General features: G+C 65.3%; 13 protein-coding genes and 2 rRNA genes. 8 read left to right on the top strand and 7 right to left on the bottom strand.

Annotated features, from left to right (window positions below; genetic code table 11):
- Positions 1-262: 262 nt before the first annotated feature.
- The 3 genes from AMYHA_RS24455 to AMYHA_RS24445 all read left to right on the top strand — a co-directional run bounded on the left by AMYHA_RS24455 (position 263) and on the right by AMYHA_RS24445 (position 4636).
- Positions 263-3380, top strand: a 23S ribosomal RNA gene (locus AMYHA_RS24455).
- A gap of 150 nt (positions 3381-3530) precedes the next feature.
- A 5S ribosomal RNA gene (gene rrf / locus AMYHA_RS24450) occupies positions 3531-3647 on the top strand.
- Positions 3648-3793: 146 nt separating this feature from the next.
- Positions 3794-4636 (top strand): GNAT family N-acetyltransferase, encoded by an 843-nt coding sequence (locus AMYHA_RS24445; protein WP_034274917.1) that lies wholly within the window; start codon positions 3794-3796, stop codon positions 4634-4636.
- 5 nt (positions 4637-4641) lie between these two features.
- On the opposite strand, the gene AMYHA_RS24440 is transcribed toward AMYHA_RS24445, so the two are convergent.
- Positions 4642-4911, bottom strand: a complete 270-nt coding sequence (locus AMYHA_RS24440; RefSeq protein WP_034274915.1) for a hypothetical protein — start codon at positions 4909-4911, stop codon at positions 4642-4644.
- 171 nt (positions 4912-5082) lie between these two features.
- Between AMYHA_RS24440 and AMYHA_RS24435 the strand changes: the two genes are divergently transcribed.
- Entirely contained in the window at positions 5083-8046 is a 2964-nt protein-coding gene (locus AMYHA_RS24435) for a bifunctional [glutamine synthetase] adenylyltransferase/[glutamine synthetase]-adenylyl-L-tyrosine phosphorylase (RefSeq protein WP_034274913.1), read from the top strand.
- Between the two features lie 74 nt (positions 8047-8120).
- On the top strand, positions 8121-8540 hold the full coding sequence (locus AMYHA_RS24430) for an acyl-CoA thioesterase (RefSeq protein ID WP_034274911.1): 420 nt from the start codon (positions 8121-8123) through the stop codon (positions 8538-8540).
- Between the two features lie 127 nt (positions 8541-8667).
- On the opposite strand, the gene glnA is transcribed toward AMYHA_RS24430, so the two are convergent.
- Positions 8668-10092, bottom strand: coding sequence for a type I glutamate--ammonia ligase (gene glnA / locus AMYHA_RS24425; RefSeq protein WP_034274909.1), 1425 nt, complete (start codon positions 10090-10092; stop codon positions 8668-8670).
- A gap of 261 nt (positions 10093-10353) precedes the next feature.
- Between glnA and AMYHA_RS24420 the strand changes: the two genes are divergently transcribed.
- Positions 10354-10830: an RDD family protein gene (locus AMYHA_RS24420; RefSeq protein WP_034274905.1), complete on the top strand. Its 477-nt coding sequence runs from the start codon at positions 10354-10356 to the stop codon at positions 10828-10830.
- Positions 10831-10895: 65 nt separating this feature from the next.
- Here the strand turns inward: AMYHA_RS24420 and AMYHA_RS24415 are convergent, their stop codons facing one another.
- Positions 10896-11624: a DUF4191 domain-containing protein gene (locus tag AMYHA_RS24415; RefSeq protein ID WP_034274902.1), complete on the bottom strand. Its 729-nt coding sequence runs from the start codon at positions 11622-11624 to the stop codon at positions 10896-10898.
- A 51-nt stretch (positions 11625-11675) separates the two neighbouring features.
- Between AMYHA_RS24415 and AMYHA_RS24410 the strand changes: the two genes are divergently transcribed.
- Complete coding sequence (locus AMYHA_RS24410; RefSeq protein WP_034274899.1) at positions 11676-13754, top strand: ATP-dependent DNA helicase UvrD2; 2079 nt, start codon at positions 11676-11678, stop codon at positions 13752-13754.
- Positions 13755-14229: 475 nt separating this feature from the next.
- The gene (locus AMYHA_RS24405) at positions 14230-14565 is read left to right on the top strand and encodes a WhiB family transcriptional regulator (RefSeq protein ID WP_034274897.1); all 336 of its coding nucleotides are present in this window, start codon (positions 14230-14232) and stop codon (positions 14563-14565) included.
- A gap of 160 nt (positions 14566-14725) precedes the next feature.
- On the opposite strand, the gene AMYHA_RS27290 is transcribed toward AMYHA_RS24405, so the two are convergent.
- The 4 genes from AMYHA_RS27290 to AMYHA_RS24390 all read right to left on the bottom strand — a co-directional run bounded on the left by AMYHA_RS27290 (position 14726) and on the right by AMYHA_RS24390 (position 18494).
- On the bottom strand, positions 14726-14872 hold the full coding sequence (locus AMYHA_RS27290; RefSeq protein ID WP_157362388.1) for a hypothetical protein: 147 nt from the start codon (positions 14870-14872) through the stop codon (positions 14726-14728).
- A complete protein-coding gene (locus tag AMYHA_RS24400) occupies positions 14869-15840 on the bottom strand; it encodes a hypothetical protein (RefSeq protein WP_034278706.1) in 972 nt (323 codons plus the stop codon). Before AMYHA_RS24400 ends, AMYHA_RS27290 begins: the two co-directional genes overlap by 4 nt.
- 131 nt (positions 15841-15971) lie before the next feature.
- Positions 15972-17309, bottom strand: a complete 1338-nt coding sequence (locus AMYHA_RS24395; protein WP_034274895.1) for an ABC1 kinase family protein — start codon at positions 17307-17309, stop codon at positions 15972-15974.
- A gap of 69 nt (positions 17310-17378) precedes the next feature.
- Positions 17379-18494 carry a TOMM precursor leader peptide-binding protein gene (locus tag AMYHA_RS24390; RefSeq protein ID WP_051400263.1) on the bottom strand — a complete coding sequence of 372 codons (1116 nt, stop codon included), beginning with the start codon at positions 18492-18494 and terminating at the stop codon, positions 17379-17381.
- Positions 18495-18518 lie beyond the last annotated feature (24 nt).

Genomic DNA, 18518 nt, shown 5'->3' with positions numbered 1-18518 from the left:
TGGGGTGGCTGGGTGGAACATCCGAGTGTGGTGTTGCCTGGTTGCTCGAGGAATTGTGGAACTGCTGGTGAGGGCTGCTGCTGGTTGGTGGCTGGGTGTTTAGTACTGCGAGCCTCCTGTTGTGGGGTTGGCGTGGAAGGGGCCTGGTTTGCTGGTTGGTGGTGGTTGTGGATGAGGCACACTGTTGGGTCCTGAGGCAACACGTGAGTGTTGTTTTGGGTGTGGTGTTTGAGAATTGTAGAGTGGATGCGAGCATCTTTGTGGTCAAGTTATTAAGAGCACATGGTGGATGCCTGGGCATCAGGAGCCGATGAAGGACGTGGGAGGCTGCGATAAGCCTCGGGGAGCTGTCAACCGAGCTGAGATCCGAGGGTGTCCGAATGGGGTAACCCAGCACTCGTGATGGAGTGTTACCCGCACCTGAATATATAGGGTGTGTGGAGGGAACGCGGGGAAGTGAAACATCTCAGTACCCGTAGGAAGAGAAAACAATTGTGATTCCGTGAGTAGTGGCGAGCGAAAGCGGAGGAGGCTAAACCGCATGCATGTGATACCTGGCAGGGGTTGTGTGTGTGGTGTTGTGGGACCTAGCGTCAGAGGACTGCCATTCTCTGGGATGTGTTGCATGGTTAGCGGAAGCGCCTGGGATGGTGCGCCGTAGTGGGTGAGAGTCCCGTACGTGAAAACTGTGTTGGCATGTCTTGTTGGTGTTCCCGAGTAGCAGCGAGCTCGTGGAATTTGCTGTGAATCTGCCGGGACCACCCGGTAAGCCTAAATACTTCCTGGTGACCGATAGCGGACGAGTACCGTGAGGGAAAGGTGAAAAGTACCCCGGGAGGGGAGTGAAAGAGTACCTGAAACCATGTGCTTACAAGCCGTCAGAGCTGAACTTTCGGGTTTGGTGATGGCGTGCCTTTTGAAGAATGAGCCTGCGAGTTAGTGCTGCGTGGCGAGGTTAACCCGTGTGGGGTAGCCGTAGCGAAAGCGAGTCTGAATAGGGCGTGTGAGTCGCGTGGTCTAGACCCGAAGCGGAGTGATCTACCCATGGCCAGGGTGAAGCGCCGGTAAGACGGCGTGGAGGCCCGAACCCACTTAGGTTGAAAACTGAGGGGATGAGCTGTGGGTAGGGGTGAAAGGCCAATCAAACTCCGTGATAGCTGGTTCTCCCCGAAATGCATTTAGGTGCAGCGTCGTATGTTTCACACCTGGGGTAGAGCTACTGGATGGCCTAGGGGCCTTACCGGGTTACCGAAGTCAACCAAACTCCGAATACGGGTGTGTGAGAGTGCGGCAGTGAGACGGCGGGGGAAAAGCTTCGTCGTCGAGAGGGAAACAGCCCAGAACGCCAGCTAAGGCCCCTAAGTGTGTGCTCAGTGGAAAAGGATGTGGGATTGCCCAGACAACCAGGAGGTTGGCTTAGAAGCAGCCATCCTTGAAAGAGTGCGTAATAGCTCACTGGTCAAGTGGTCCTGCGCCGATAATGTAGCGGGGCTTAAGCACACCGCCGAAGCTGTGTCATTGACACATGAGATCCGCCCATGCTTTCGGGTGTGGGTGCAGTCGTGTTGATGGGTAGGGGAGCGTCGATCATCCAGGGAAGCCATGGCGGAAGCTAATGGTGGAGGGTGGTCGAGTGAGAATGCAGGCATGAGTAGCGAAAGCAGAGTGAGAACCTCTGCCGCCGGATGACCAAGGGTTCCTGGGCCAGGCTAATCCGCCCAGGGTAAGTCGGGACCTAAGGCGAGGCCGACAGGCGTAGTCGATGGATAACGGGTTGATATTCCCGTACCCGCGTGTGTGCGTCCCTGATGAGGCAGGTGAGACTAACCACCCGAAGCTCCCTTAACTTCCTTCGGGAAGGTGGGGGGTGGAGCGTGGGACCTGATCCTGTAGTAGTCAAGTGATGGGGTGACGCAGGAAGGTAGCTCCGCCAGTAAGTGGTATGACTGGTGTAAGCGTGTAGGCCGAGTGGTAGGCAAATCCGCCACTCACGGGGCTGAGACGTGATGCGTACCCGTATGAGGGGAAGTGAGTGATCCTATGCTGCCGAGAAAAGCCTCTAGCGAGTGCATGTGCGGCCCGTACCCCAAACCGACACAGGTGGTCAGGTAGAGAATACCAAGGCGATCGGGTGAACTGTGGTTAAGGAACTCGGCAAAATGCCCCCGTAACTTCGGGAGAAGGGGGGCCAAAACACGTGAACACCCTCGCGGTGGGAGCGTGGGTTGGCCGCAGAGACCAGCGGAAAGCGACTGTTTACTAAAAACACAGGTCCGTGCGAAGAAGCAATTCGATGTATACGGACTGACGCCTGCCCGGTGCTGGAACGTTAAGAGGACCGGTTAGCCCTTCGGGGCGAAGCTGAGAATTTAAGCGCCAGTAAACGGCGGTGGTAACTATAACCATCCTAAGGTAGCGAAATTCCTTGTCGGGTAAGTTCCGACCTGCACGAATGGCGTAACGACTTTCCGGCTGTCTCAACCACAGGCCCGGCGAAATTGCACTACGAGTAAAGATGCTCGTTACGCGCGGCAGGACGGAAAGACCCCGGGACCTTTACTATAGCTTGGTATTGGTTTTCGGTTCGGCTTGTGTAGGATAGGTGGGAGACTGGGAAGCTCACACGCTAGTGTGGGTGGAGTCATCGTTGAAATACCACTCTGGTCGAATGGGAAATCTAACCTCGGACCATGATCTGGTTCAGGGACAGTGCCTGGTGGGTAGTTTAACTGGGGCGGTTGCCTCCCAAAGAGTAACGGAGGCGCCCAAAGGTTCCCTCAGCCTGGTTGGCAATCAGGTGTTGAGTGCAAGTGCACAAGGGAGCTTGACTGTGAGACCGACGGGTCGAGCAGGGACGAAAGTCGGGACTAGTGATCCGGCACCACCTGGTGGAAGGGGTGTCGCTCAACGGATAAAAGGTACCCCGGGGATAACAGGCTGATCTTGCCCAAGAGTCCATATCGACGGCATGGTTTGGCACCTCGATGTCGGCTCGTCGCATCCTGGGGCTGGAGTTGGTCCCAAGGGTTGGGCTGTTCGCCCATTAAAGCGGCACGCGAGCTGGGTTTAGAACGTCGTGAGACAGTTCGGTCCCTATCCGCCGCGCGCGCAGGAGACTTGCGGAAGGCTGTCCCTAGTACGAGAGGACCGGGACGGACGAACCTCTGGTATGCCAGTTGTCCCACCAGGGGCACGGCTGGTTAGCTACGTTCGGAAGGGATAACCGCTGAAAGCATCTAAGCGGGAAGCCTGTTCCTAGATGAGGTCTCCCACCCGTCATGGGTTAAGGCCCCCACCAGACCAGTGGGTTGATAGGCCAGAAATGGAAGCACAGCAATGTGTGAAGTTGACTGGTACTAATAGGCCGAGGACTTGCCCACAAACATGCTACGCATCCACTCTACAACTCTGAAACACCACACCACACAAACTGAATACGACACACATCGTCAGGCTTTCATTCCCCGCCAACCACACGGTTCCGGGGAATGCCACCACACACAGAACACCCTGTTGCTGGTGGACAGAGTTACGGCGGTTATAGCGGCAGGGAAACGCCCGGACCCATTCCGAACCCGGAAGCTAAGCCTGCCAGCGCCGATGGTACTGCACTCGCGAGGGTGTGGGAGAGTAGGACACCGCCGAACATCATTTAACTGAGGCCCCGGTTGAGAACGATTTTCCGTTCTCCCGGGGCCTCAGTCTTTTTCAGGTGCGTTTTGGTAAGGGCATCCGCCGTCGGCGAGCGCGAAATCCGGTGGACCGGTGCCCGCCACGGGCGGATCATTCCACGATGGAGTTCGTGACTTACGACGACGTGACCGAGTTCCTGGACGTCGCCGGGACGCTGTACGAATCCGATCCGGTTCGGCACACGATTGCGTTAACCGTGCTGCGGCAGATCGCGGCGGCTCCGTCGTCGGGAACACGGCGCCCGCTGCTGATCACAGTCCACGACGACGGCGAACTGATCGGCGCGGCCTTCCGTACGCCGCCATGGCCGATCGGAGTGAGCGGCGTGCCGGAACGTGCGATGCCGGCTTTGGTCGAGTTCCTGACCGATGCCGGGTACGAAGTCAGTGGAGTGAGCGGTCCACGGCCGGAAGCCGACCGGTTCGCCGAACTCTGGGTGTCGGCGACGGGCCAGAGGTCCACGCAAGGGATGCTGCAACGGCAGTACCGGCTCGACTCGCTACGGCCGCCTGCCGTCGAGGGCGACTGGCTGCGTGCCACTGAGTCCGATGTCCCGTTGCTGGTGACGTGGCGGCGCGGGTTCGTCGAGGATGCCCACATGCCGACGGCCGATCCGGACTGGCCGGAAGGGAACCTGCGCCGCGAGCTCGCGGCAGGCAGCGCACACGGCATGTGGCGCGTGTCGGGTGTGCCGGTCTCGTATGCGGCTGCGTCTGTGCCCAGGAACGGGATGTCGCGGGTTGGTTCGGTCTACACGCCGAGGGAGTATCGGGGGCGCGGCTATGGGGCCGCGGTGACGGCTGCCGTGAGTCAGTGGGCACTGGACAACGGTGCCACCGACGTCGTGCTGTTCACTGATCTCTCGAACCCGACGTCGAACGCGATCTATCAGAAGCTCGGGTACGTGCCGGTGCTCGACGCGATCGACCACCGCTTCAGCTAGGACGGTCAGGCGGCGTTCGCGACGTGGAGCGCGCTGAGCCCACGCGACGTGATCGTGACGACTCGGTCGAACGGTCCTCTGCGGGTCTCGATCGCGATGAGGCCGAGGTCGTGGAGCCGGTCGAGTTCTTCTTCCAGCCACGGCGGGACTGTGCCGGCTTCGGTGCCGTCCGGGCCCCGCCAGCGATACCCGGCAGGCCCGCCCCAGCGGCCGGTGTGGAACAGGAGGTTTCCCTCGGCGACGTCGTACAGTCGTTGCATCTCTCGGTCAGTCATGGCGCACCTCTTTTCCTCGTGAGATTCAGCATGCGCCGCGACAAACCACCCCTCATCGGGGAAGCTACCCACACTGCTACGCATCATTAGGGGAATGCGTATCCGCGCGCATCGGGGTGATACCGCCTGGTGAGCAGGGTTCGGCCAGCGTGAGCAACTAGGCTGGCGCAGGTGACATCGTGGGACCGTGCAGCGCCGAAGCCCGGCCGGTTCGGGCTCACCGGAGACAGGGCACAGGAGCAGCTCGTCGCGGCGGGCTGGTGGAACACCACCGGACCCGTCGAAGCGAGCGTGCCTATCCTGCTTGCCCTCTCGCGGGTGCCGGACCCGGACGCTGCCCTACTCAGCATCGAACGCATGCGCGAGGTCGATGAGGCGAGCTGGAGTGAGCTGAACAGCGCACTGCACACCGACGCGGGCCTGCGCGCCCGGCTGCTTGCCATTCTGGGTGGTTCCACCACGCTCTCCGACTTCCTGGTGAGCAACCCCGGCGCGTGGCGTGGGCTCGTCGAACCCGCGCGGGCAGGCGTTGAAAGCTACACAGCACGGTTGCGTGAAGCGCTGCGCGACGATGGATCGCTGCTGCAAGGCAAGGACGCGGTGAGGGCGTTGCGGCAGGGCTATCGAGGGTTGCTGGTGGAGATCGCGGCGGCCGACCTGGCGTTCCTCGTTGAGCCCGACCTCGGCCAGCCCAGCTACACCGAGGTCACCACCTGGCTGACCGAACTCGCCGAGGCGGTGCTGCGTGTCGCGCTCGACGTCGCCTGGCTGGAGTGCGGTGGTGACGACGGGTCCACCCGCCTGGCCGTCATCGCGATGGGTAAGACCGGTGGACGCGAGCTCAACTACGTCAGCGACGTCGACATCATCTTTGTTGGCGAGGGTGACAACGCGCTGGCCACGCGGGTAGCGAGCGGGATGATGCGACTGGTCGGCGCGTCGTGCTTCGAGGTGGACGCCGCGCTCCGGCCGGAGGGCAAGGCGGGCGCGTTGGTGCGCACCATTGACGGCCACGCGGCCTATTACAAGAAGTGGGCGCGAACTTGGGAGTTCCAGGCGTTGCTGAAGGCCCGCCCTGTCGCGGGCGACGAGGAACTGGGCGCGCAGTACGCCGAGATCGTCACGCCACTGGTGTGGTCGGCGGCCGAACGGGAGAATTTCGTCGTCGACGTGCAGAGCATGCGGCGCAAGGTCGAGAACCACGTGCCGGCCGACATCGCGGATCGGGAGCTCAAGCTCGGTCGCGGCGGCTTGCGGGACGTCGAGTTCGCCGTGCAGTTACTGCAGCTCGTGCATGGCAGGGCGGATCCAGAGCTGCGGTCGCCATCGACCATGGAGGCGCTGGAAGCCCTGGGTAGCGGCGGTTACGTCGGCAGGTCGGACGTCGCTGAGCTGGAGTCGGCATACCGGTTCCTGCGGAGTTTGGAGCACCGGCTGCAGCTGCACCGGCTGCGCCGCACCCACCTGTTCCCCGATGCGGACGACGTCGACGAGCTGCGGTGGCTCGCGCGCTCCATCGGCCTGAAACCGCAGCGTGGCCGGTCGGCAGGGGAGGTGCTGCTCGGCGAGTTCCGCAAGAAAATGCAGGCGGTCCGGCGGCTGCACGAGAAGTTGTTCTACCGTCCGCTGTTGGAGTCCGTGGCGCGGGTGCCGACCGAAGCGCTGCGGCTAACCACCGACGAGGCGAAACGCAGACTCGCCGCGCTCGGTTACACGGCACCGGACGGCGCGCTGAACCACATCAAGGCGTTGACCTCCGGGATGTCGCGGCGCGCCTCGATCCAGCAGACGTTGCTGCCGGTGCTGCTGGACCGATTCGCCGATACCCCCGACCCGGATGGTGGCCTGCTTGCCTACCGCAAGGTATCCGAGGCGCTGGCGGAAACCCCATGGTATCTGCGGGTGCTGCGTGACGAGGGTGCCGTCGTCGACAACCTCGCGACGGTGCTCGGGACGTCGAAGCTGATTCCCGAGCTGCTGATGCGCGCACCCGAGGTGCTGCGGTTGCTCGGCAAACCTGCCGAATTGACCGGCAAGGACCCGGACGAGGTCGCGGTCTCGCTGCGCAAGGCGGTCGCGCGGCACACCTTCGTGCACAGCGCGGTGCCGACCGCACGCTCACTGCGCAGGCACGAGATGCTCCGCGTGGCGTGCGCCGACCTGCTTGGGCTGATGCCGGTGCCCGAGGTGTGCGCGGCGCTGTCGAGCGTATGGGCCGCCGTACTGCAGGCGACTCTCGACGTCGCGCAACGCCGCAAGGGCGAGGATGTCGCCAGGGTGGCCGTGGTCGGTATGGGCAGGCTCGGCGGCAGCGAATTGGGCTACGGCTCCGACGCTGACGTGCTGTTCGTGTGCGAACCGTGCGAGGGCGTCAGTGAGGGGGAGGCCGTCCGCTATGCCACCGAGGTGGCCAGCATGGTCAGCAGGTTGCTCGGTTCGCCCAGCCAGGATCCGCCGCTGACGGTGGACGCAGACTTGCGCCCAGAGGGCCGCCAGGGGCCGCTGGTGCGGACGCTGGAGTCCTACCGCGCGTACTACCAGCGCTGGAGTGAGGTCTGGGAGGCCCAGGCGCTGCTGCGCGCCCGGCCGGTCGCGGGCGATCCCGACTTGTGCGACCGGTTCGTCGAGATGATCGACCCAGTGCGGTACCCCGGCGGTGGGATCTCAGCGACGCAGGCGCGGGAGGTGCGCCGGATCAAGGCGCGAGTCGATACCGAGCGGTTGCCGAGGGGCACCGATCCGCGCACCAACACCAAGCTGGGCACCGGCGGGCTCGGCGACGTCGAGTGGACGGCGCAACTGCTGCAGTTGCTGCACGCGCACGAGGTGCCCACGCTGCGGACGACGTCCACCCTCGACGCACTCGCCGCACTGGCGGAGTCTGGGCTGGTGGAGCAGGCTGACGCCGACGCACTCACCGAGGCATGGCTACTGGCCACCAAGGTGCGCAACGCCGCGACGCTGGTGCGTGGCAAACCGGTGGATCAGATCCCGACGTCGGGAAAGGAATTGGTCGCGGTGGCGCGCATCCTCGGCTACGAGGCCGACGAGGATCCCGGCGAGTTCCTGGACGCCTATCGCCGCACCGCCCGCAGGGCACGCGCCGTCGTGGATCGGCTGTTCTACGACGCCTGAGTGCCGCTGGCTGCCCTGTGTAGCGCGTCACCTGGGTGCACGGGGTAGTGGAGGCACGGGGTTAGGGTGGCCGGGTGAGTGAACCTGAGCAGTTTTCGGTCCGGATCAAGGTGCGGCACTACGAACTGGACACCCTGGGCCACGTCAACCACGCCGTGTATCACCAGTACGCCGAGGTCGCGCGGCTGGAGTGGTTCTATCAGGCGCGTGGCGAGGGCAACGGGTTCGCGGATCGCAACATCGCGCCGGTGCTGCTGGAGACCCGCGTGAAGTTCCGCCGCGAGCTGCGCGAGGGCGACACTGTCGACGTCACCTGCGACGTGAGCTTCGGCGGGAGCAAGACGTTCGAGATGTACTCGGAGATCCGTAAGCTCGACGGTACCGTCGCCGCCGAGGTGGAATGCGTGCTCGGCCTGATGGACCTGGACAAGCGCAAGCTGGTCGGGGAGCCGGAGGAACAGTTCCGCAGCGCGGGGTTCGCGCTGGCGGGTTGAACCCCAGCCGAATGCGCGAAGCAGGCGCGGCGCTGCGTGACCGTCGGTACCGCGACACAAAACTGGGCGGGAGCCACATCGTGACTCCCGCCCAGTCAGCGTTGTTACCGCTCGCTACACGGCTGCCTCAGCAGTCGTAGTACAGGGCGAACTCGTACGGGTGCGGGCGCAGCCGCATCGGGTCGATCTCGTGCTCGCGCTTGAAGTCGATCCAGGTTTCGACGACGTCGGAGGTGAACACGCCGCCCTCGAGGAGGAAGTCGTGGTCGCGCTCCAGGTTGTCGAGCACCGAACCGAGGTCGGCCGGGACCTGGGCCACGTTCGCCAGCTCCTCCGGCGGCAGCTCGTAGAGGTCCTTGTCGATCGGGTCGGCTGGCTCGATCTTGTTCTTGATGCCGTCGAGACCGGCCATGACCATCGCGGAGAACGCGAGGTACGGGTTACCCGAGGAGTCCGGGCACCGGAACTCGATGCGCTTGGCCTTGGCGTTGTTGCCGGTGATCGGGATACGGACACACGCCGACCGGTTCCGCTGCGAGTACACCAGGCTGACCGGGGCCTCGAAGCCCGGCACGAGCCGGTGGTACGAGTTGATGGTCGGGTTGGTGAACGCCAGCAGGGTCGGCGCGTGGGCCAGGATGCCGCCGATGTAGTGGCGGGCGGTGTCGGACAGGCCCGCGTAGCCGGACTCGTCGAAGAACAGCGGCTGGCCGTCCTTCCACAGCGACTGGTGGCAGTGCATACCAGAGCCGTTGTCGCCATAGAGCGGCTTCGGCATGAACGTCGCGGTCTTGCCAGCCTGCCAGGCCGTGTTCTTCACGATGTACTTGAACAGCTGCAGGTCGTCGGCGGAGTGCAGCAGCGTGTTGAACTTGTAGTTGATCTCGGCCTGGCCAGCGGTGCCGACCTCGTGGTGGGCACGCTCGACGGAGAAACCGGCGTCGGCGAGGTTCAGCGAGATCTGGTCACGCAGGTCGGCGTAGTGGTCAACCGGCGGGACGGGGAAGTAGCCGCCCTTGTAGCGGGTCTTGTAACCACGGTTGCCGCCCTCTTCGTCGCGGCCGGTGTTCCACCAGCCCTCGACCGAGTCGATCTCGTGGAAGGTGCCGCGTTCCGTGCTGTCGAAGCGGACCGAGTCGAAGATGTAGAACTCGGCCTCGGGACCGAAGAACGCGGTGTCGGCGATGCCGGACTCGGACAGGTACTCCTCAGCCTTGCGCGCGATGTTGCGCGGGTCACGGCTGTAGGGCTCGCGCGTGAACGGGTCATGCACGAAGAAGTTCATGATCAGCGTCTTCTCGATCCGGAACGGGTCGAGACGCGCCGTGTAGGGGTCAGGCAGCAACAGCATGTCCGACTCGTGGATCTCCTGGAAACCACGCACCGATGAGCCGTCGAACGCGAGACCGTCGATGAACGAATCTTCGTCGAAGGAGGACGCTGGCACGTTGAAGTGCTGCATGATGCCGGGAAGGTCACAGAAACGCACGTCCACGAACTTCACTCCCTCATCGGAAATGAAGCGCAGGACCTCTTGTGGGGAGTTGAACACGCTTGTTTGCTCCTTATGTTGCGGTCGCTTGCGAGGCACTGAAGCCCTGCGGTCAGGCAGGATCGCCGCCGCCCCGTTGTCGCGGTTCTGCGTCACGCTATGAGCGAGGTGTTGCCCCACCGTCACCCGTATGTTTCGCCGATGTTAACGGACTCGCGCGTGGTGGGCCCGCCGTTACGCCTCAACGAGTGAAATCCGGTGTGACCTGCTGATTGTGGGGTAGCTGGCGGTATAACGGCGAACTCCGCATACCCTGAGAGTGTGGCGAGATGGACAGAGACGTGGCTCACGGGTGCCGACACGGACGACTCCCAGGCGCCGCCCAAATGGCCCGGTGAGAAGTTCGGCCTGCCGGAATCGGGGCCGGGCAGTGTAGCCGGCGGGTTTCGGCGGTTCGCCGCGTTCGCGGTCGACCTCATTGCCGCCTCGCTGATCACGGCGCTGTTCCTGCGGCCGGACGTCGGTGACGTCGAGGTCATGCGCTCGTTCAACTCGGCGGCGATCCTGGCGTGGGTGGTGCTGACCGTGCCGTCGGCGGCGTTCTTCGGCTTCACACCCGGCATGGCGCTGCTGGGTATTCGGGTTGGCAGGCTCGACGGCGCGAACTCCGTCGGACTCTGGCGCGCCGCGGTGCGCTGTGTACTCACGGTTTTGCTCATTCCAGCGGCCGTGCGCAACGTCGACGGCCGGGGCTGGCACGACCGCGCGACCGGCACCATCGTCGTCCGGATGCGCTGACGCCTTCGCTGGGCCTGACGTACGCGTGACGTGCGAGGGACGCCGTCAGACCCGCCTGCGCCGGTCTACTTCCGCCGGATGGTCCGCTGAACGTTGCGCATCTTGGCGCCCTGTGGCATCGGGCCCTTCGGCATCGCGGCACCCTTGTTACCCAGTGCTGACAGCTTCGCCTCCAGCGCGTCGACCTGCTTCGCCTTGAGGTTCCGAGGCAGCTTCATCAGGTGACGCTGCAGCTTGCGGAGCGGCACCTGACCCTCGTCGTTGCCGATGACGATGTCGTAGATCGGCACGTCGCCGATGAGCCGCGCGATGCGCTTCTTCTCCTGTGCGAGCAGGCCCTTGATGCGGTGCGGTGCGCCCTCCGCGACGAGAATGACGCCAGGGCCGCCGAGCACCCGGTGCACCGCGTCGAGTTGCGTCGTCGCAGCGACGGTCTGCGTGACCCGCCACTTGCCGCGCAGGTTGTCCAGCGCCCACGCCGCGGCGCCGGGCTGACCCTCTGCCTTGGCGTACACGGTGCGCTGCACCCTGCGGCCGAACGTGATCATCGCGCCGAGCGCACCGGCGAGGATACCGAGCGGCAGCGTGAGCCACGGCATGCCGATGAGGAAGCCAATGCCGAGAAACACGCCAGTGGTGACCAGGAAGACGGCGATCATCCACGGGATGAGTCCCTTGTCTTCCTTGCGCTGCATGGAGAACGCTTGGAAGAGCTGCGTGCGCTTGGCCTTGCGCTCGGACTTCTTCGCCAGCTTCGCGGCCTTCTTGGCCTCTTTGTCTTGGGGTGCCGCCATGCCCTCCAGGATACGTGCGGCACTGTCGGCGATGTCTGCGAGGATGCGGACGTGGGTAGTGACACGTCGACAGCCGATCTCCTCGCCGGACTCGACCCGGAGCAGCGCGCCGCCGCGACGGCGCCGAGGGGCCCGGTGTGCGTGCTCGCCGGGGCGGGCACTGGCAAGACACGCACCATCACCCACCGCATCGCGTACCTGGTCAGGGCGGGTCACGTCGCCCCTGGCCAGGTGCTCGCGGTGACGTTCACCAACCGCGCGGCAGGTGAGATGCGGGCCCGGTTGCGCTCGCTCGGCGTCGAGGGCGCACAGGCCCGCACGTTCCATGCTGCCGCGATGCGGCAGTTGCAGTACTTCTGGCCGCGCGTGATCGGCGGAAGGCCGTGGCCGCTCGCCGAGAGCGTGTTCCGGCTTGCGGGCAGGGCGGCGCAGCGCGTCGGCGCTAGCACCGAGATCGAGGTGGTGCGCGACCTGCTCAGCGAGATCGAGTGGGCGAAGTCGTCGCTGATCGGCATTGACGACTACCCAGCCGCCGCCGCGCGACTGCACCGGGACACCAGCGAGCCCGCTGAGCGGGTACGTGACGTCTACCGCGCGTACGAGGCGCTGAAGAGCGACCAGCAGGTGCTCGACTTCGCTGACCTGCTGCTGCACACGACGGCTGCGATCGAGGAGGACCGTTCGGTCGCCGACGAGTTCCGCGACCGCTACCGCTGCTTCGTCGTTGACGAGTACCAAGACGTCACGCCGCTGCAGCACCGGTTGCTCGACGCTTGGCTCGGCGAGCGTGACGACCTCACCGTCGTGGGCGACGCCAACCAGACCATTTACTCGTTCGGCGGGGCGTCGCCCGCGCCGCTGCTGGACTTCACCCGGCGCTTTCCCGAGGCGGCCGTGATCCGACTAGAGCGGGACTACCGCTCCACACCGCAGGTGGTGTCGCTGGCCAACCGGGTGATCGGGGCAGCCCGCTCGCGGCCGGCGGGCTCGCGACTGCGGCTGGTCGGGCAACGTTCCGACGGGCCGGAACCCCGGTTTTCCGAGTACGACGACGAACAAGCCGAAGCCGCCGCTGTCGCTCGGCGCGCCAAGGAACTGATCGACGCGGGCACGCCCGCGAGTGAGATTGCCGTGCTCTATCGCGTCAACGCGCAGTCGGAGGCCTATGAGCAGGCGCTGTCGGAAGCGGGTATCTCGTACCTGATCCGGGGTGGGGAGCGGTTCTTCGCCCGACGCGAGGTGCGCGAGGCCATGGCCGCGCTGCGCACGGCCGCTGCCGACCCACCGGAGGGTGAACTGCCCGCCGTGGTGCGCGGTCTGCTCGCGCGGGTCGGGCTGACCGACAAGCCGCCGTCCGGGGGTGCGGCCAAGGAACGCTGGGACGCGCTGAACTCACTGGTCGAGCTGGCCGAGGAGTTCGTGGCCGACGCGAGCGAGGCGTCGCTGCCCCGATTCGTCGGCGAGCTGGAGCAGCGGGCGGCGGCGCAGCATCCACCCACGGTCGAGGGCGTCACGCTGGCTTCGTTGCATTCGGCCAAGGGCCTGGAATGGGACGCGGTGTTCCTGGTGGGGCTCGCCGAGGGCACCATGCCGATCCAGCACGCCGACGGGGACGACGCCGCGATCGAGGAGGAACGCAGGCTGTTCTACGTCGGAGTCACGCGCGCCAGGGAGCACATCTGGTTGTCGTGGGCGCTGGCGCGCAACCCCGGCGGCAGGCGCGGCAGGCGGCGCAGCCGGTTCCTCTACGGGCTGGTGCCGGAAGATCATCCCGCGGCGCGGGTGGCGAAATCCGCGCAGCACAAAAATCGCTCGGTATCGAAGTGCCGAATCTGTGGCACCCGGTTGACCGGTGCGCTCGAAGTCAAGCTCGCCCGGTGCGCGAACTGCCCGTCCGACATCGACGAGGATCTACTCGCCCAGCTCAAAGAGTGGCGGGTGCGGCGCTCCCGCGAGCTAGGGGTGCCCGCGTATGTCGTCTTCACCGACGCCACGCTCATCGCGATCGCCGAGCAGCGTCCGGTCGACGACTCAGCGCTGGTGTCGATCTCCGGAATCGGTGCGACCAAGCTGGAGCGCTTCGGTGCCGATGTTCTCGCCGTTGTGCGCGAAAGCGCAGGTCAGCGGTAATTTGACGAGATCTTCGAAAAATACGTTGCGCCCATGTGGCTGCGGCGAATAACCTGCGGATATCAGGTTGAACGCCCGTACCAGAACCCGACCAGTGAGGAGGTGGCTAGCGATGAGGTTGATGACGACCTATGCGGCCCCCGGTTCCCCACTGTGCGGGGGTATTGGCATGTCCAGCCTCGGTGAGCGTGGCGCTCCGGCCACGCCGTCGGCGCGTCGTCATGACGTTTTCTGGGGAATTGACCAGGCCTTCCGCCGTGCGCGTGTCGTCAAGCCGACCGTTGCCAAGCAGGCGCGTCTTCCGCAGTCTCTTCGTAGAGCTCGATATCTGACGTAAGTCAGAAGATCAGCCCCTTTGAGGCCGCGGAACCGCACTTGGGTCCGCGGCCTTCGTGTTGTGAGCGGCAGGTTTCGCGGACCGACGGTCCGAGTAGAAGCACCAACAACATCGCAACGAGATAGGGGAGATCGAAGAATGTCAACGGCAACCGCCTCAACGCCAGAGGCGGCGTTGGTGTCGTCAGTGGAATCGGCCGACGCGCTGGCGAGTGCGTGTGTCTTGCCGTGCCACCGGGGGAATCCTGACTTGTGGTTCGCGGAGTCGCCCGCCGACCTGGAACGCGCCAAGCAGTTGTGCGCACCCTGCCCGATCCGGGAAGCCTGCCTTGCCGGGGCGCTCGAGCGGGGCGAGCCCTGGGGCGTCTGGGGCGGCGAGATCTTCGACCGGGGCGCCATCATCGCGCGCAAGCGGCCGCGGGGGCGGCCGCGCAAGAACGCGACGGTGCCCCAACAGCGAAGCAGCGCCGCCTGATCGCGTTTGACAGCCATTCCGTTCGTCACCACCTGATGTGAACGACATGCACTTCAAGGAGCATTCGCCATGCAAGGTTTATCGGAGGACCTCGCCAGGTCCCGGATTCGGGACCTGGAGTCATGTTCGGCGGCGCGTCGCCCGGAGGTCGAAGCCGCCTTCAAGAGATACCGACGTCGTCGGAGAGCGCTCGCCTGGGATCGGTTGTCTCACTGGGCAGCCGAGCGGGCGGAGCGGGCACGACGCTGATCATGACCGGGGTAGGCCCCAGCACGGGGCCTACCCCGGCTTTTCTGTCTACGGTCATGCCGCGTTCGACACCGCCTCGCTCATAGCCTGCACGTTAGGTCGTCTACCGCATCTCGCGGCGGTCAGGAACGCGGACGCGAGCGCACGCACGATGCGCCCCCGGGTTTCCGCGTCGTGCTCGGCGCCGAGCACCTGCTCAGAGCTGGTGCGCACCACGGTCACGCCCGCCGCTGTCAGCGGTAGATGGCCATGCTCGGGTGCGTCCCCAGCCAGTTTGGTTCGCTCGATCTGCCAGGCGAGGCCGACCTCGTCCCACCACGCGTCCGCGTAGCCAAGGACGTGCTGTTTCTGGTCGGCGATCGTGACGTGCCAGCGTGGCCGGGGCAGCGGAGCGGAGTTCAGCACCTGGTTGGCTTGTGCGTGCAGGAACATCGCCGCGAGCAAATCGGAGTCGCGCAGTGCGGCACGGACGGCAGCGGAGCCGCGTTGGTTACCCGCGTCGAGTTCATCGGACAGCTCGGTCGGCGTGCACAAACCGTCGTTTAGGACCATGGCCAGCACGGATCGCAGCGCCATGACGTCGGGGGCCGCGCGTGCGACATCGATCGCCGCTCGCGCTGGTGGCGCGAAGGGGAGCTCGTCGACGAATATCGGCCGTGGCAGTCGGGTGCTGCGTTCTGGCACCACGAACTCACGGGGTGACAGCCGCTTGCTGGTGGGCACAAGCAACCGCACCGGCTGCTGTGGCGTCAACCTGAGTCCGTGGGCAGTCAGTGCGTCCTCGCCGGTGATGACCGAGTCCTTCCCGGCGTAATCGACTGCCGCTCGCAACTGCTGCCGCCGTGTCGGGGGTCCTTTCGCCAGCATCACCACGCCCGGCAACAGACGCTGCCACGGCCCACCGGGACGGCACCGTGTGGTGATCATGCCTCTGCTCAGCCCGGCGTCGTGGAGTGCGGCTGTGGTCACGATGCCGTCCCGCACGGCGCCGGAAGCGATCCGGAGAGTGCGATGTGAATTCGTCATGTCATTCAGCATCGCGATATCCGGTGGCGAATGGGGCAGATCGTGGAAACTGTGGACAACTTCGAGTGCCGATGGCTCACCGGGCACATTCTCGGCCAGATGTTGTGGATAACTGACCGTCGAGTCCTTGCTCAGTCGGCGAATCCGGGGATCCACTTCTCGGCGATCTCGCGTACCGCCACCTCAGCGCCGAGCTGGCACAGGATGCCGGTGTTGCCTGCCGTGGTGCGGTGGATCAGCAGGTACTCGGCAGGCAGGTTCAGCAGCCGCCCGGTGCGGAAGTCCTTGCTGCCGACGTCGCCGACCCTCACCGCTTGGCTTTGCAGCCAGTCACGGCTGAAGGTGAACGTTCTGTGCGCGAGCGGTTCGGTGAACGGCGCGAGATAGGCCAGCACGTCCTCGGCCTTGACGCTGGTCGTCGTGATGAATCGGTGCTCGCGTAGCACCGACATCAGTTCGTCTTGCTTGCCGTCCAGCGCGAGCCTGGTGATCTCGCCAAGCCCGCGCGGTATGCCGTGCGGCAGCCGGGCGACGGCGCCGAAGTCGATCACGCACAGCTTGCCGTCGTCGCGCAGCATGAAGTTGCCGGGATGCGGGTCGGAATGCAGCAGCCGAACCCGTTCCGGTGAGGAATAGTGGAACTCAAGCAGCAACCGGCCAGCCTCGTTGCGAGTGGCGGTGTCGCCGTGGTTGATGATCGACGCGAGCGGCGTGCCCGTCATCCACTCGGTGACGACGACCTTCGGTGCGCTCGCCACGACCTTCGGCACGACGACCCGCGGATCGCTGTCGAACTCGGCCGCGAACGCGCGCTGGTAGTCGGCTTCGCCCCGGTAGTCGAGCTCCTCGTTCATGCGGTCGGACAACTCGGCAAGCAGCGGCTTCACCTCGGTGCCCGGCGCGAGTGCCTGGAACAGCCTGCTGAACCGCATCAGCTGACGCAGATCGCTCCGCAGCGCCTCGTCCGCGCCCGGGTACTGCACCTTGACCGCGACCTCGCGGCCGTCATGCCAGACCGCCCTGTGCACCTGTCCGATGCTGGCGGACGCCGCCGGTTCGTCGTCGAACCTGCTGAACCTGGTGCGCCACGCCGAGCCGAGCTGTTCGTCGAGCACCCGATGGGTCTGGTTGGCGGGCATCGGCGGCGCTGCGGACTGCAGCTTGGTCAGCGCCTCCCGATACGGAGCGGCATACTCCTCGGGCACCGCCGCCTCGAACACGCTCAGCGCCTGGCCGAACTTCATCGCGCCGCCCTTGAGCGTGCCCAGCACCTGGAAGAGCTGCTCAGCGGCCTTCGCCGACATCTCGGCGTTGACCTCGTCCGCGCCCTGCCCGCTCAGCCGCCTGCCCCACCCCGACATGGCACGGCCCGCGAAGCCGAGAGGGAGGCTCGCGAGCTTGGCAGTACGGGCTGCGGTTCCGCTCGGCAGGCCGCGATCGTCGGCAGCGTCGGCAGCGGTATCGGTCATGGCCTCGATTCTGCCTGACACCAGCCAACAAGAGGAGATCACGGCGCGGCCGTGGCAGCGCAGACACCGCTAACCGGGTGGTGCGCCGCAGGTGCAACGGGGATGCGGCAGCCATGTGCGTCGTGTCACGTTCCCACTTGCCAGATCAAGCTCCAGCGTCGCGTTCCACAACGGTGGGTGCTCTCCGCCGTCCTGCACGGCACGCAGGACTTGCCCGACTGTCAGCGCCGCCGTGGCGTGTGTGCTGGCTGGATCGGCTCGGCCAGTGCGTCCGATCAGCTGGTTGGCTACGCGAGGCCAGGCTCGGTCGAGGTCGCATCGGTGCAGGTCAGCGCAACGTAGGCAGCTCGTCCTGCCAGGGAGGACCAGCGGTCCTACCACGCCGACTCCGTCTCTGAACCGCGCCGGCAGGTGGGGTTGTCGTTCGCCCATCAGCTGGTCGACGCGGTGCGGCGGGAGCACGAGTGTGTCGGTGAGTACGAGCAGGTCCGGACCACGGTCCGATGGCACCGGCGTGGTCGCCGTGGCAGGGTTGGCGCTGCTCACGGCGGTGGCGATGGCGTCGCGTCTTCGCCTGCCGACGTCGTCCCACTGGTAGCTCATGCCGATCTCGGATTGGGTGACCTTGCCCGCTGACTCGGCGGCGACGTGTCCCACCCCGCACGCCGCGAGGAGCTGCGCGACGGCCACGGCTAGTCCGCCTTCACCGTTGACCGTGACCGATGCCTGCTCGAGACGTTGCATGAAGACCTCGTGGGGCACGCAGGTGCGCATCGCCCACAGTGCGACAGCTTGGCGCTGCACGCTCGACCGGTCGGGGATGGTTCTGGCGTCGGTGAGCAGCCCTCGCGAGGCCAGCGTGCGGAGTACTCGCCGCAGCACCGGCGCATGTGTTCCCGCGCGTTCCACGAGGGCGGTCAGGGTGGCCGTACCGTCGAGCGACCGCAGGAGGCGTGCCACGACGGGGGGAAGGTTGTTGACCACGACGCCATGCTGCGGGTCGAGGCCTATCTGCACGTCGGTGTGGTTGCGCTGCAGCGCCATGACTCCCGAGATCAACCTGGGTCGTGCCGTGCTGGTGGAGGTGGCGTCGTCGACGGTCATGCCAGCAGCGTCGCCGGATGGCGGGAAGTGGGGGAACGGGAAGAACGAAATGTGGACAACTCGTCCCGCGAGTGGTTCCACTGGCTGGCACCTTGTCCGAACGGG

Origin of the sequence: Haloechinothrix halophila YIM 93223 (assembly GCF_000504245.1) — a bacterium.
Taxonomy (GTDB): domain Bacteria; phylum Actinomycetota; class Actinomycetes; order Mycobacteriales; family Pseudonocardiaceae; genus Haloechinothrix_A; species Haloechinothrix_A halophila.
The sequence above is the reverse complement of the archived record's forward strand: the minus strand, read 5'-3'. Positions and strand labels throughout refer to the sequence as shown.

What these genes read in the sequence shown, in the direction of transcription:
- AMYHA_RS24445 (WP_034274917.1), top strand. Translation starts at nt 3,794, where the DNA reads ATGGAGTTCGTGACTTACGACGACGTGACCGAGTTCCTGGACGTCGCC.
- AMYHA_RS24440 (WP_034274915.1), bottom strand. Translation starts at nt 4,911, where the DNA reads ATGACTGACCGAGAGATGCAACGACTGTACGACGTCGCCGAGGGAAAC.
- AMYHA_RS24415 (WP_034274902.1), bottom strand. Translation starts at nt 11,624, where the DNA reads ATGGCGGCACCCCAAGACAAAGAGGCCAAGAAGGCCGCGAAGCTGGCG.
- AMYHA_RS24405 (WP_034274897.1), top strand. Translation starts at nt 14,230, where the DNA reads ATGTCAACGGCAACCGCCTCAACGCCAGAGGCGGCGTTGGTGTCGTCA.
- AMYHA_RS27290 (WP_157362388.1), bottom strand. Translation starts at nt 14,872, where the DNA reads ATGACCGTAGACAGAAAAGCCGGGGTAGGCCCCGTGCTGGGGCCTACC.
- AMYHA_RS24400 (WP_034278706.1), bottom strand. Translation starts at nt 15,840, where the DNA reads ATGACGAATTCACATCGCACTCTCCGGATCGCTTCCGGCGCCGTGCGG.
- AMYHA_RS24395 (WP_034274895.1), bottom strand. Translation starts at nt 17,309, where the DNA reads ATGACCGATACCGCTGCCGACGCTGCCGACGATCGCGGCCTGCCGAGC.